Origin of the sequence: Rhodanobacter sp. DHB23, assembly GCF_014842975.1 — a bacterium.
GTDB lineage: Bacteria > Pseudomonadota > Gammaproteobacteria > Xanthomonadales > Rhodanobacteraceae > Rhodanobacter_A.
On sequence record NZ_JACYXK010000027.1, the window covers coordinates 345,317 to 358,933 of the forward strand.

At 65.1% G+C, this 13,617-nt stretch carries 13 protein-coding genes and 1 other RNA gene; 11 read left to right on the forward strand and 3 right to left on the reverse strand.

Going from position 1 to position 13,617, the window contains the following annotated elements; all coding sequences use genetic code 11:
- Positions 1-21 precede the first annotated feature (21 nt).
- From mraZ to rsmI, 3 genes are all read right to left on the reverse strand, one after another.
- Complete coding sequence (gene mraZ / locus IHE47_RS11475; protein WP_192106018.1) at positions 22-468, reverse strand: division/cell wall cluster transcriptional repressor MraZ; 447 nt, start codon at positions 466-468, stop codon at positions 22-24.
- Positions 469-788: 320 nt separating this feature from the next.
- Positions 789-1,151, reverse strand: an RNA gene (gene rnpB / locus IHE47_RS11480) — RNase P RNA component class A.
- 50 nt (positions 1,152-1,201) lie between these two features.
- Complete coding sequence (gene rsmI, locus IHE47_RS11485) at positions 1,202-2,029, reverse strand: 16S rRNA (cytidine(1402)-2'-O)-methyltransferase (protein ID WP_192106019.1); 828 nt, start codon at positions 2,027-2,029, stop codon at positions 1,202-1,204.
- Between the two features lie 77 nt (positions 2,030-2,106).
- Between rsmI and IHE47_RS11490 the strand changes: the two genes are divergently transcribed.
- From IHE47_RS11490 to IHE47_RS11540, 11 genes are all read left to right on the forward strand, one after another.
- Positions 2,107-3,978 (forward strand): penicillin-binding protein activator, encoded by a 1,872-nt coding sequence (locus IHE47_RS11490; RefSeq protein WP_192106020.1) that lies wholly within the window; start codon positions 2,107-2,109, stop codon positions 3,976-3,978.
- Complete coding sequence (locus tag IHE47_RS11495) at positions 3,978-4,331, forward strand: YraN family protein (protein ID WP_192106021.1); 354 nt, start codon at positions 3,978-3,980, stop codon at positions 4,329-4,331. The genes IHE47_RS11490 and IHE47_RS11495 overlap by 1 nt, the downstream gene beginning before the upstream one ends.
- 504 nt (positions 4,332-4,835) lie before the next feature.
- Positions 4,836-5,294, forward strand: coding sequence for a hypothetical protein (locus IHE47_RS11500; protein ID WP_192106022.1), 459 nt, complete (start codon positions 4,836-4,838; stop codon positions 5,292-5,294).
- 40 nt (positions 5,295-5,334) lie between these two features.
- Positions 5,335-6,249, forward strand: a complete 915-nt coding sequence (locus IHE47_RS11505; RefSeq protein WP_192106023.1) for a type IV secretion system protein — start codon at positions 5,335-5,337, stop codon at positions 6,247-6,249.
- Positions 6,246-7,013 carry a TrbG/VirB9 family P-type conjugative transfer protein gene (locus tag IHE47_RS11510; protein WP_192106024.1) on the forward strand — a complete coding sequence of 256 codons (768 nt, stop codon included), beginning with the start codon at positions 6,246-6,248 and terminating at the stop codon, positions 7,011-7,013. Before IHE47_RS11505 ends, IHE47_RS11510 begins: the two co-directional genes overlap by 4 nt.
- A gap of 59 nt (positions 7,014-7,072) precedes the next feature.
- Positions 7,073-8,200, forward strand: coding sequence for a TrbI/VirB10 family protein (locus IHE47_RS11515; protein ID WP_192106025.1), 1,128 nt, complete (start codon positions 7,073-7,075; stop codon positions 8,198-8,200).
- 16 nt (positions 8,201-8,216) lie between these two features.
- Positions 8,217-9,248: a P-type DNA transfer ATPase VirB11 gene (gene virB11, locus IHE47_RS11520; RefSeq protein WP_192106026.1), complete on the forward strand. Its 1,032-nt coding sequence runs from the start codon at positions 8,217-8,219 to the stop codon at positions 9,246-9,248.
- 28 nt (positions 9,249-9,276) lie between these two features.
- Positions 9,277-10,164, forward strand: coding sequence for a lytic transglycosylase domain-containing protein (locus IHE47_RS11525; RefSeq protein ID WP_192106027.1), 888 nt, complete (start codon positions 9,277-9,279; stop codon positions 10,162-10,164).
- A gap of 199 nt (positions 10,165-10,363) precedes the next feature.
- Positions 10,364-10,777, forward strand: a complete 414-nt coding sequence (locus tag IHE47_RS11530; protein ID WP_192106028.1) for a TrbC/VirB2 family protein — start codon at positions 10,364-10,366, stop codon at positions 10,775-10,777.
- Positions 10,770-11,078: a VirB3 family type IV secretion system protein gene (locus tag IHE47_RS11535; protein ID WP_192106029.1), complete on the forward strand. Its 309-nt coding sequence runs from the start codon at positions 10,770-10,772 to the stop codon at positions 11,076-11,078. Before IHE47_RS11530 ends, IHE47_RS11535 begins: the two co-directional genes overlap by 8 nt.
- A 48-nt stretch (positions 11,079-11,126) precedes the next feature.
- Positions 11,127-13,616: a VirB4 family type IV secretion/conjugal transfer ATPase gene (locus IHE47_RS11540; protein ID WP_192106030.1), complete on the forward strand. Its 2,490-nt coding sequence runs from the start codon at positions 11,127-11,129 to the stop codon at positions 13,614-13,616.
- Position 13,617: the final 1 nt, after the last annotated feature.

The window sequence follows — 13,617 nt, forward strand, 5'->3', positions numbered from 1 at the left end:
CCCGAAAAACTTCGCGCCGCGTCAAAGCTGCAACGCGGCCATGTCGTCAGTGATGTCGTCTTCGCCGATGGTCTGGCGGATCTTGGCCAGGTGGGCCTGTTCGCTCCACAACTCGAACTTGTTGCCCATGCCCAGCAGCACCGCCTTCTTCTCGATGCCGGCCGCCGAACGCTGGCTGGCCGGCAGCAGGATGCGCGCGGCGCCGTCGGGCTCGAGCACGGTCGCGGCACCCACCAGCTTCATCTGCATGTCGCGATGGGCAGCCTTGACCTTGGGCAACGCATTGACCTGGTCGCGCACCTTTTCCCACTCGTCGTGCGGGAACAGCCACAGGCAGCCCAGCTCGAACGGGTTGTAGGTGACCACCAGCCGGTTCGCGCAGGCGCCCGCCACCAACTCGCGGTACGCGGTCGGTATGGCCAGGCGGCCCTTGTCGTCGACGGTGATGGCGGTCTCGCCCTGGAACACGAAGGAACTCCACGATTACCCACGATTTCACACTGAAATCCACGATAGTCTCGCCCCGTGAGACTGTCAAGGGATTTTTGCTTGTGAATCAATGAGAAAGGCGAAGTTATGACTGTGTTTCCAGCATTTTCTCAGGAACACGTCCAAGGTGTTTGAATGCAGGGAAATTTTTCCGCAGCGCACTCGGTACACAGTGCCCCGGAAACCACCCGCAGCGGCCACAACACCGGCCATGGAATGAACAGCCATTCACGCCACCGCACGCCCGCCCGCCTGCCCGCCCCGGCGCATGTCGCACCGGGGCGGGAGGAGAAAGGGAAAGGTGGAGTCGGCCTGTAAGCCGGGTTCTGTACGCCTTGCGGCGCGACAGTCATTCCTCTCGGCCAGGCGTCGCCGCCTGGCTCCAGCAACCTACCCGGGGACGACGCGGGCCGCGCCAATGTCCCCCTATTTGGTCTTGCTCCGAGTGGGGTTTACCGTGCCGTACGACGTTGGCCCCGTACGCGGTGCGCTCTTACCGCACCCTTTCACCCTTGCCTGTGCCCTTGCGGGCCATCGGCGGTCTGCTCTCTGTTGCACTGGCCGTCGGCTCGCGCCGCCCAGGCGTTACCTGGCACTCTGCCCTGTGGAGCCCGGACTTTCCTCGACGCGCTTGCGCGCGACGCGACTGCCCGGCCGACTCCGCCGACCATTGTAATGGGCGGGATGCGGAAAAGCGCGCCCGCGCGTGCCGTCACGATTCGTACAAGGCCTTGCGCGGCGCGCCGCTGATCGCCGCGGCAAGCTTCGCCGCCTTCGCCGGCGGCAGTTCCTCGCGCAGGATGGCGAAGATGCGCTGCCCTTCGGCCAGCTTCGCATCGGCTTCCTCGCCACGGCCGGCCACCAGGACCACGCATTCGCCGCGCTGCTGGTCGGGATCGTTGGCCACGCGCACGGCCAGCTGCGCCAGCGGCTCGTCGATCACCGTCTCGAACATCTTGGTGAGTTCGCGCGCCAGCACCGCCTCGCGCCCGTCGCCGAACACCACGCGCATGTCGGCAAGGCTCTCGGCGACGCGGTGCGAGGATTCGTAGAAGATCAGCGTGCGCGGCTCGCCCGCCAACTCCTGCAAGCGTGCGAGCCGCGCCGCGGATTTCGGCGGCAGGAAGCCCTCGAACACGAAGCGGTCGCTGGGCATGCCCGCCACCGACAGCGCGGCAATCGCCGCACAGGCACCCGGCACCGGCGCGCAGCGCACGCCGGCCGCGCGCGCCGCGCGGACCAGCCGGAAACCGGGATCGGAAATCAGCGGCGTGCCCGCATCGGAAATCAGCGCCACCGACTCGCCACCCTGCAGGCGCCGCACGATGGCGTCCACCACCTCGCGCTCGTTGTGCTCGTGCAGGGCGACCAGCGGTGTGGCGATGTTGTGGTGGAGCAGCAGCGGCTTGCTGTGGCGGGTGTCTTCGGCAGCGATCACCGCCACCTCGCGCAACGTGGCGATGGCGCGCGCGGAGAGGTCGTCGCGATGGCCGATCGGCGTGGCGACTACCCACAGGCAGCCGGGTTGGATGGAAGGCATGTGCAGGACCGGGTCACGGAAACGATGGGCTATCATCGCTCACACTCGACGCAAACATGCCGACATTGAGAGTCCAGATGCGCCTGCGCCCCGTCACCCGGTCGTCCCTGTCGCCCCTCGGCCCCGTCCTGTTGCTGGCCTGCACGCTGGTTCTGAGCAGTTGCGTCCCCGGCAACACCAAGCCTTCGCCGGCCGAGACCGCCGCCGCGGACGGCGCCGCCGCGCTGGTGCGCCAGGGCCAGTTCGACCAGGCCGCGCAGGCATATCTCTCGCTGGCCTCGCAATACGGCGGCCACGCCGACCAATACCGCCTGCTGGCCGCCGAAGCCTGGCGCGAGGAAGGCCGCATCGACGCCGCCGCGCCCACGCTTGCGCAGATCAGGCGCGAGAACCTGCAGGGCGACGATGCCGTGCGCTACGACCTGCTGCGCGCCGACCTCGCATTGCAGCGCCACGACGCCGCCACCGCGCTGCAGCTCACCACGCAACCCACCGTCGCCGTGCCGGAAGCCCTGCAGCTGCGCCTGTTCGAACTGCGCGCCCGTGCGCAGGCCGCCACCGACGACCACTGGGGCGCCGCACGCACCCGCGTGCAGATGGACGATCACCTGCAGGGACTGGATCGCGCGGAGAACCGCAAGCTGGTCCTCGCCGAACTGGCCAAGCTCGGCGTGAATGCCCTCAAGCAGCGCGCCGCCGCGATGCAGCCGGGCGACCTCATGCTGTCCTGGACGAACGAAGCGCTGAGCCAGCACGGCGTGGCCGTGGCGCAGCCCACACCCTCCCTGCAGCAGCCGGTGGGCACCCTGCTGCCGGGCGCCAACGCCGACGTGCGCGAGGGCTACAAGATGCCTGCCCGCGTGGCCTTGCTGCTGCCGCAGAGCGGCCCCTACGCCGCTGCAGGCAACACCATCCTCGAAGGCTTCTTCGCTGCCTACGCGGAGACCGCGCGCACCCACGCGCCGCGCGCCTCGGTGCATATCTACGACACCCAGGGCGATACCGACGGCGCCATCAAGGCCTACCAGCAAGCCACCAAGGACGGGGCGCAACTGGTGGTCGGCCCGCTCACCCGCGGCGCAGTGGCCGCCCTGTTCGGCCAGCCCGCGCTGCCGGTGCCGGTACTGGCGTTGAACCATCCGGACAACAAGCAGATCCCGTCCAGCGGCGCCAGCGAATTCGGCCTGCTGCCGGAAACCGAAGGCGCCCAGGCTGCCGACCACATGGTCGACCGCGGCCTGAACCAGGCCTACGTGGCGATCTCCAGCGACGACTTCGCCCAGCGCGCGGCCAACGCCTTCAAGGCCGAGCTGCTCGCGCGCGGCGGCAACGTGCTCGGCATGGCCACCGTACCGGCCACCGACACGAACTACGCCAGCACGATCGGCCAGCTCAACATGGCCAACGCGGGCAGCGACACGGGCATCTTCATCAGCATGCACCCCAGCCAGGCGCGGCTGCTGGTGCCGCAATTGCAGATCGCCAAGATCACCCTGCCGGTGTTCGGCACTTCGCACATCTACGCAGGCAGCGACAACCCCACCGCCGACGGCGACCTCAACGGCGTGGAGTTCTGCGACGCACCGTGGCTGTTCAATGCCCAGCCCGGACTGCCGGCCCACGACGACATCACTACCCAGCTGCCCTCCGCACGCGCCGGCAACGCGCGACTGTTCGCGTTCGGCATGGATGCGTGGAGCCTGGTGCCCTATCTCGACTGGCTGCGCGATCATCCCGGCAGCTATCTGTCCGGCGCCACCGGCCAGCTCACCGCCGACCAGTTCGGCCGCATCCGCCGCGTGCTGACCTGGGCGAAGTTCGACAACGGCCTCGCCCGCCCGCTCAGCGGCAGCCTGCAACTGGACGACCAGCCGGCATCGTCCGGCAGCGCTCCCGCCCCGGCCGGCAGCAGCGCGCAACCCGCCGCGGCCTCTTCAGCCGGCAACTGATGCGCAGCACCGGCGCAGCCTTCGAGCAACGCGCCAGTGCCGAACTCGAGCGCGCCGGCCTCAAGCCGCTCGCGCGCAACTACACCACTCGTCATGGCGAACTCGACCTGGTGATGCTGGACCGCGACACCGTGGTCTTCGTCGAAGTGCGCTATCGCGTGCACGCGGGCCACGGCGACGCACTCGCCTCCATTACGCGCGACAAGCAAGACAAACTGATACGTACCGCGCAACTCTGGCTGGCCTCGCATCCGCAACACGCGCAGCGCGCCTGTCGCTTCGACGTGGTCAGCTACGACGGCCCCGGTGCGGATGCACGCATGCAATGGCTTCGTGCTGCATTCGAAGCATGATGCCTTGTAGCCGATGGACTACATAACGTCGGCACAATCCGACGCGCATTTCAGTGCGTCTTCTTACAGGCTCCAATTCATGCGCGTCCTAACATGGGCATCGCGCGGTTTTGGGATGCACTCGACGAAACACACGCGCATGGCGTGACAGCATCCCCGGACGCGACAGGCTCCACCTGCGCTCAAGGGATTCGTCGACCAACTCGATTCGGCATGCACCAGAGCGTGGCACCGCCCTGGGTTCCCACATGCGTATGGTCAATGACTCTGGATTCATCTGGACTGGATGCACGAATGGATATCGCAGTGCGCGGACGACGCAACACATCGCCACGAAGGCAGCCCTTCGGCAACGCCTGCACTGATCCCTCCGAACAAACCCTTGTTTCAAACATCGCCAACGGCCATGGCGCCTCGCCATGCCTGCACGGCATGTGGGCGATGGCATCCAAGCCACGCTCGAGACATCCACATTCACCCTCATCCAGCGGACCAGCCGTGGACATGGATCTACCGAAACTGCCCCGCGCGGGCGCCATGCTGCTTGTCGTCATGGCATTGGCCGGTTGCGGCACCCCGCCAGCCAAAAACTTCAGCGGCCCGTGGAAGCCCGTCAATCACTTCCAGAGCACGCCCACCGAAATACCGCTGAATCCGTCTTACGTGTTCTACGCGTCGCCGATGGACGAAACGCTCAAGGCGATGCTTTCGCGTTGGGCCAAAGACTCGGGCAGGGAACTGTCATACCAGCTTCCTTTCGACGTGACGCTCTACCAGCCCGTCGCCGGCATCCACACGACGGATATCGACAGCGCCGTCGCGCAACTCGACTCCATCTATGCGGCACAAGGCGTTTCCGTCACTGCCAGCCTGCGGCGAATCGAAGTCGGGACGGCCGCCGCCAGCAGCACTGGCGCATCCGCCGGAGGCCCTACCCCCGCGACACCTGCCGGCACGAAATGACCATGAATGCCACGACCACGAAAGGGGTGGGAACCCGCCCATGCTGAAGAAAAACGCCTCCAGCCGGAAAGTAGACGAAGCAGTCACCAAGTCGGTCAATTTCGAATTGACCATTGCCGATCTCGCCAGGCGCAGCGAACGCCGCGCATGGATGGTCGCGTTCGGCGCCATCGGCATGTCGCTCATCCTTGCCGGCGGCTATTTCTACATGCTGCCGCTCAAGCAGAAAGTGCCCTACCTCGTCATGGCCGATGCCTACACCGGCACCAGCACGGTTGCCCGCCTGACGGACGACGTGACCCTGCACAGGATCAGCACGAGCGAAGCGATCAACCGCAGCAACGTCGCGCACTACGTGCTGGCACGCGAATCGTATGACCTGGCCCTGCTCAACCTGGGCGACTGGACGACCGTCCAGACCATGTCTTCGCCCGGCGTCAGCACCGCGTATACCCAGCTCTACTCGTCGATCAACCCCAACGGTCTCTACAAGAGGTACGGCAAGGACACCGCCATACGCATCAAGCTGCTGAGCATCGTACTTGCCGGCGGCGGCCCGGGCATGACGCCCAAGGGCGCCACCGTGCGCTTCCAGCGCAACCTCTACGACAAGCGCACGGGTGGCACGCAGCCCCTCGACAACAAGATCGCGACGATGTCGTTCACCTACAAGTCCAATCTCGACATGGACGACCAGAGCCGCATCCAGAATCCTCTCGGCTTCTGGGTCACCGATTACCGCGTCGACGACGACTACTCGTCGGCTCCGCCCGCCGAAGTCCAGAACACCGTTCCGCGCGCCGCGCCAGCCCAGGGCGTCGACCCGGCAGCGGCCCCGGCGCCAGCTGCCACAGCCACGGAGGCGCTTCCTCCTGCCTCCGTCGTCGCCAACCAGCCCACGCAGGCTCCCGGACAAGCCACCGGGAATTCCGTCACCGGAGTAGGTCGCCCATGAATCGATCCCAGCTGCTTGGCCTGACTCTCGCGACGTGCGCGGCCTGCTTCGGCCTGCCGGCACCGGCGAGTGCGCAGGTCGTGCAACAGTACGAATACCAGCCGGACCGCATCTATCCGGTGCGCACGGGCCTCGGCATCACCACTCAGATCGAGCTCAGCCCGCAGGAGAAGATCCTCGACTACAGCACCGGCTTCAGTTCCGGCTGGGACCTCACGCGCCGCGACAACGTCTTCTACCTCAAGCCGAAGAACGTCGACGTGGACACCAACATGATGATACGCACGGCGACGCACTCCTACATCTTCGAGCTGAAGGTGGTCGCCACCGACTGGAAGACGCTGGACCAGGCGCGCCGCAACGGCGTGGAATACAAGATCACGTTCAACTATCCGGCCGACACCAGCTTCGCCAAGGAAATCCAGAAGGACACCAAGGCATCGGCGCTGAATACCAACCTTGTCCCCGGGCGCAGCTACAACTTCGACTACGACTATGCGACGCGCAGCAAGGCCGCCCCGTGGCTGGTCCCGGTCAACGTCTATGACGACGGCCACTTCACCTACATCAAGATGAGCGATCTCAAGCAGTTCCCGACCGGGGACTTCCCCGCGGTATTCATGCGCGAACAGGAAAAGGGCGAGGACTCGCTGGTGAACACCACCGTCGAGGGCAACACCATCGTCGTTCACGGCACGTATCCCTACCTGGTCATCCGCCACGGCGACGATGTCGTGGGCCTGCGAAGGAACACCCAGAAGTGAACTCCAATACTCCGAACCAACCCGGTGGTGATTCCACGCACCCGCAGGATTCGCACGGCATGCCAGGCAACCAGGCCGATCCGCTGGCCGGCAATCCTTATTCCACCCGCTACCAGCAGGCGGGCACGCCCGATCTCGACGCCGGCGCGCCTCAGCTGCGCTCGCACGATTTGAGGCGCATGAACCAGCGCGCGCTGCTTCTGCTGGGCGCGGTCGTGCTGCTCCTGCTGTTCGTCGCGTACTGGATGATCACCGGCACGGGCAAGCGCAGCGAGCCAGTCAAGCCACGCGAAGAAAGAGTCACGGTGGCGGAACCGCCCAGGTCGCTGGCCTTGCCTCCGTTGCCGCCGTCGACTCCGGCGCCGCAACAGGCCGCGGCCATTCCGCTCGTGCAGCCCGCGGCCGCACCATTGCCTGCCGCACAACCCGTGCCGGCACCGCCCCCCCAGCTGCCATCACTGGTGCAACGCCGGATCTCCGCCGCCGAAGATGCAGGCTCCGCCCAGGCCGCTCCACCCGCCGCCGTACCGGCCGCCACCGGCGTCGGCGCCCCGGGGAGCCTGCACGATTCGAACATCACCAGCGCCCAACCGCTGCGCCGTCCGGACGTCCTGATGCAACGCGGCACCTACATCCGTTGCGTACTGGAGACACGCATCATCTCTGACATCCCCGGCTATGCGTCCTGCCTGGTCACCGAACCGGTCTACTCCTTCAACGGCCAGCGCCTGCTGCTGCCCAAGGGATCGAAGGTGCTCGGAACCTACGACAAGGGTCCGACGGGTGATCGCATGGCGGTGATCTGGGACCGCATCATCACGCCCAATGGCATCGACGTGAACATGGCCAGCCCGGGCATCGACAACCTGGGTGGCGCCGGCATCCCCGGCTATTACGACGCCCACTGGGGCCAGCGCATCAGCTCGGCCCTGCTGATCAGCATGCTCAGCGACGCCTTCAAGTACGAGGCCGCCGAACACGGCCCGAAGACCACCACCATCGGCTACGGCGTGGCGACTGAACAACCGTTCGAGAGCAACACTGCGCAGACCGTGCAGAACCTGGCCAATCAGGCCGTGCAGGCTGCCGCCAATCGCGCACCAACCGTGACCATCAACCAGGGCACGATCGTCTACGTCTACGTCGCCAAGGACGTGGATTTCAGTGGCGTCGTGGCCCGCTTCTGACCGATCCACCGAGCCCATGCAGGAACTGGACGCACACGTCTCGAGCGAATTCCTCGCCTACCAGTATGAGGTACTGGGAGTACGGGAGTTCATGTCCTCGCCGGACGTCACCGAGATCTGCATCAACCGCCCGGGCGAGTTGTACCTGGAAAGCCGCGGTGCGTGGCGCCGTGTCGAAGTACCCACACTCACGTTCGAACGGGCGCGCCAGTTCTGCACGGCGGTTGTCAACGAGAGCAACACCGGCCAGCGCATCACGGACACCGACCCGGTGGTGTCACTGACCTTCCCCACCGGGGAGCGCGCGCAATTCGTGATACCGCCTGCCTGCGAAGCGGGCCGCGTGTCCATCACCATCCGCCTGCCGTCCAAGCAGACGAAAACACTGGCCCAGTACCAGCAGGACGGCTTCTTCGACGAGATCGTCGAAGTGGGCCGGGGCATCAGCGCTGTCGATCGCGAATTGCTGGAATTGCGCGCCAGCCGCCACTACGCCGACTTCTTCCGCAAGGCGGTGCTCAACAAGAAGAACATCGTGGTTTCCGGCGCCACCGGCAGCGGCAAGACCACGTTCATGAAGTCGCTGGTGCACCACATCCCCGACAACGAACGTCTGGTGACCATCGAGGATGCACGCGAGCTGTTCATCGCCCAGCCCAATGTCGTGCACCTGCTCTATTCCAAGGGCGGCCAAAGCACCAGCAACGTCACTGCCAAGAGCTGCATGGAGGCCTGCCTGCGCATGAAGCCGGACCGCATCATCCTGGCCGAACTGCGCGGTGATGAGTCGTTCTACTTCATCCGCAACTGCGCCTCGGGCCACCCCGGCTCGATCACCAGTTGCCATTCCGGCAGCACGGAACAGACCTGGGACCAGCTTGCCCTGATGGTGAAAGCCTCCAACGAAGGCGCCGGGCTGGAGTTCGCCACCATCAAGCGCCTGCTCATGATGACCATCGACATCGTCGTTCACATCAAGGCGCATGCAGGGCGTCGTTGCATCACCGGCATCGATTTCGATCCTGCCCGCAGCTTTTCGCCATCCTGATCCGCGCACTGGCACGGGAGTCCACGACATGTTCGCTGCAATCGGATTGATGGCTTGCCCCAAACTGGCCGTATCGGCCGAGGTGATGAGCCACGTCGTCGACGTCGAATCCGGCGCCAATCCCTATGCGATCGGCGTGGTGGGCGGCCAACTGGAACGCCAGCCCAGGAGCCTGGCCGAGGCGCTGGCCACCGTGCGCATGCTCGACGCCAAGGGTTACAACTATTCGCTGGGCGTGGCGCAGGTGAACCGCGCCAACCTCGGCAGATACGGCCTGGATTCCTACGAAAAGGCCTTCGACACCTGCCCCAACCTCGCTGCCGGCGCGCAGATCCTCGCCGCGTGCTACGCCAGCTCCGGTGGCAACTGGGGCAAGGCCTTCAGCTGCTACTACTCGGGCGACTTCGTCACCGGCTACCGCGACGGCTACGTGCAGAAGGTGTACGACTCCATCAATCGCAACAGGGGTAACGACGTCGGCGTCGGCGCTTCGCAGGCGATACCCCTCAAGGCCGCATCGGCAGCTGTTGCCGGTGGCACACAGGCACCGGATACCCCCGACTACCGCGTGGCGATCCGCAGCGTGTCGTTCTACACGACGACAACGTCTACACCCCCACCGGGCAGTTCACCAGTCCACGACAGCGTGTCGCCCTCCGTCTCGGTGCAGGCACCAGCCAAGCCCTCCGCCACACGGTCGATGGTATCCACACCATCACCCATTCCCGCCAGCGACGCATCGAACCATGTGGATGCCGCCACTTCGGTCTTCGTGCCGCAAGTGACCGGGCCAAACGACCCGCCCCCCTCCACGCCGACCAGCCCGGCGGTCTCGCCACAGTCGACATCCGTAATCGCCAGCAGCACTCCCGCCGCCTCCGCGCAAGAGCAATCCGATGCAGCTTTCGTCTTCTGAAACCGAGGCATGCGCGGTCAAGCGCATGGCTCGCCCCAGTCTGCGGATTCGCCCATCCGCGCCGGTGGCCGCATGGCCGCAAGACCAGCTCGAGTCACTCGAGACAACTCGCGGCAAATCCGGCTGCATGTCACGCAGCCATTCCTGAGACGTCAACGCCAGACCGTCACAACATCCACCCCCACCAAGGAAATCCGACATGGCACCGAACCAGATCGTCACCGACAGCCTCCTCCGCTCCAGCCGCGCCCGTCTTGGCACCTTCCTGTATCTCGCCGTGCTCATCGCCCTGGTCATGCCGGGCATCGCGTTTGGCCAGGACGCCGGCGACACCATCAACACCACCTGCAACTTCGCCAACAACATCAACAAGATCCTCAACGCCATCTCCATCGTGGTGGTGACCATCGCGGTGATCTTTTCCGGTTACCAGATCGCCTTCGCGCACAAGCGCATCGGCGATGTCGCCCCCGTGCTGATCGGCGCCGTGCTGATCGGTGCTGCCGGCCAGATCGCCAAGATGTTCCTCGCCGGCAGCACCACGGCCTCCGGCGCCACCCAGTGCTCGACCACGGCGAGCCTGATTTCACACGCATTGAGCCACTATGCATAAGAACGCGCTGTTCCGCGGCTGCACCCGCCCGCCCATGTTCATGGGCGTGCCCTACGTACCGTTCTTCTTTGCGGTGGGCGGGGTGTTCCTGCTGTCGGTGTACACCAACTTCTTCTACCTGCTGCTGATTCCGCCAGTGATCTTCGTGATGCGCCAGATGGCTCGTCGCGACGAGATGATCTTCCGCCTGCTCGGACTGCGGCTGCAGTTCCGCACCCGGATTCGCAACCTGCAGGAACACGATGGCATGTGGGTGTTCACACCCAACAGCTACCGCGGCCAGTCGAAAGACAAAACGTAAGCCACCCAGGCGCCCCGGATTGCCGGGGCGCCGTCCTGGATCCACATCATGCCCAAGCCCAGCTTCGTCCCCGATGCCGCGATCAGCGAATTCGTTCCGCTGTCCACCCATGTATCGCCGACCGTGCTCAAGACCACGGGAGGCGATTACCTGATGGTGTGGCGCCTGGGCGGCCTGCCGTTCGTAGGGCGCGAGGAATGGGACATCGAGCACCGCCACAACACCTTCAACCGCATGCTGCAGACCCTGCGTGCGCCGGATTTCGTGAACGTGGCGTTCTGGGTGCACGACGTGCGCCGCCGCCGCCGCTTCAAGGACCACAGCCGCTTCGCGCAAGCCTTCAACCAGAGCATGTCGGATGCGTATTACGACGCGCTGTCCGCGCAGAAGCTGATGCAGAACGAGCTGTACCTCACCCTGATCTACCGCCCCATCGTCGAGGGCAAGCGCTTCGCCGAGAAGTCCAGCGACATCGCCCGGCTGGAGTCCGAGCAGTTGCAGGCCGTCAATACCGTATTGGAACTGGCGGGCAACGTCGAGGCCGTACTGAAGGACTACGCGCCCTACCGGCTCGGCATGTACGAGGCCAAGAACGGCGTGGTTTTCTCCGAGCCGCTGGAGCTCTACGGCTACCTGCTCAACCGCATCGACGAGCCGGTGCCGGCGTTGCCCGCACCGGTGTACAGCTACCTGCCGGTGAGCAAGCACCGCTTCTCCGCCAAGACCGGCGACTTCGTCATCACCGCACCCGACGGCGCCAACCAGTTCGGCGCCATCCTCAACATCAAGGAATACACCGACGGCACGTATCCGGGCATCCTCAACGGACTGAAGTACCTCGACTTCGAATACGTCGTCACCCACTCGTTCAGCCCCATGGGCCGCCACGACGCGCTGAAGGCGCTGGACCGCACCAAGGGCATGATGATCTCCTCCGGCGACAAGGCCTTCAGCCAGATCGCCGAGCTGGACCACGCCATGGACCAGCTGGCCTCCGGCAACTTCGTGCTGGGCGAGTACCACTTCACCATCGCGATCTACGCGCCGAACCAGGAAACGCTCTCGCAGCAGATCGCCGCCACGCGCGCCGAGCTCTCCAACGCCGGCTTCGTCTCGGTGAAGGAGGACCTGGCCGTCACCGCCTCGTTCTACTCGCAGCTGCCGTGCAACTGGAAATACCGCACGCGCCTGGCCAACGTCAGCTCGCTGAACTTCCTCGGCCTCTCGCCGCTGCACAACTTCGCCACCGGAAAGAAAGAGAACAACCCCTGGGGCGACTACGTCACCACGCTGCAGACCACCAACGGCCAGCCCTACTACTTCAACTTCCACGCCACCCACCCGGCGGAGAACTCGCTGGGCGAGAAGGCCATCGCCAACACCATGGTCATCGGCAAGTCCGGCACCGGCAAGACCGCGCTGATCAACTTCCTGCTCAGCCAGGTGCAGAAGTACACGCCCTCGCCCACGATCTTCTTCTTCGACAAGGACCGCGGTGCGGAGATTTTCGTGCGCGCCTGTGGCGGCAACTATCTCGCACTGGAAAACGGCCAGCCCACCGGCTTCAACCCGTTCCACTGCGAACGCACCGAAGCCAACGTGCAGTTCCTCGCCGAACTCATCAAGGTCCTCGCCGGCAAGAGCGTCTACAGCTCGCGCGAGGAGGAAGACATCTTCCGCGCCGTCGAGAGCATGCTCGACACGCCGATGCGCCTGCGCAACATGACCAACTTCCAGAAGAGCCTGCCCAACATGGGCGACGACGGCCTCTACGTGCGCATGCGCAAGTGGACGGCCGGCAACTCGCTGGGCTGGGTGTTCGACAACCCCGTCGACACCATCGACCTGACCCACGCCAGCATCATCGGCTTCGACTACACCGACATCATCGACAACCCCGAAGTGCGCGTGCCGGTCATCAATTACCTGCTGCACCGCCTGGAAGCGCTGATCGACGGCCGCCCGCTGATCTACGTGATGGACGAATTCTGGAAGATCCTCGACGGCAAGGGCGGCCTCAAGGAATTCGCCAAGAACAAGCAGAAGACCATCCGCAAGCAGAACGGCCTCGGCATCTTCGCCACCCAAAGCCCCGAGGACGCGCTGGCCAGCGACATCGCCGCCGCGCTCATCGAGCAGACCGCCACCATGATCCTGCTGCCCAACCCCAACGCCAGCCGCGAAGACTATGTCGAAGGCCTCAAGCTCACCGAAGCGGAATACCAGGTGGTGGTGAGCCTGGATGAACGTTCGCGCCGCTTCCTCGTCAAGCAAGGCCATGCCAGCGCGGTCTGCCAGCTCAACCTGCGCGGCATGGACGATGCCCTGTCGGTGATCTCCGCCTCCACCGACAACATCGAGATCATGCACCAGGTGCTGCAAGAGCGCGCCACCGCGGCAGGCGTGAGCGTGGACGACCTGCGTCCCGAGCAGTGGCTCAACGATTTCTACGAAAACCGCAAGGGCAGCGGCAAGTCCAGGCCGACCCAGCCGATGCGCCCGCCCCAATCCGCACGCACCACTATCCAATCAAGCTAAG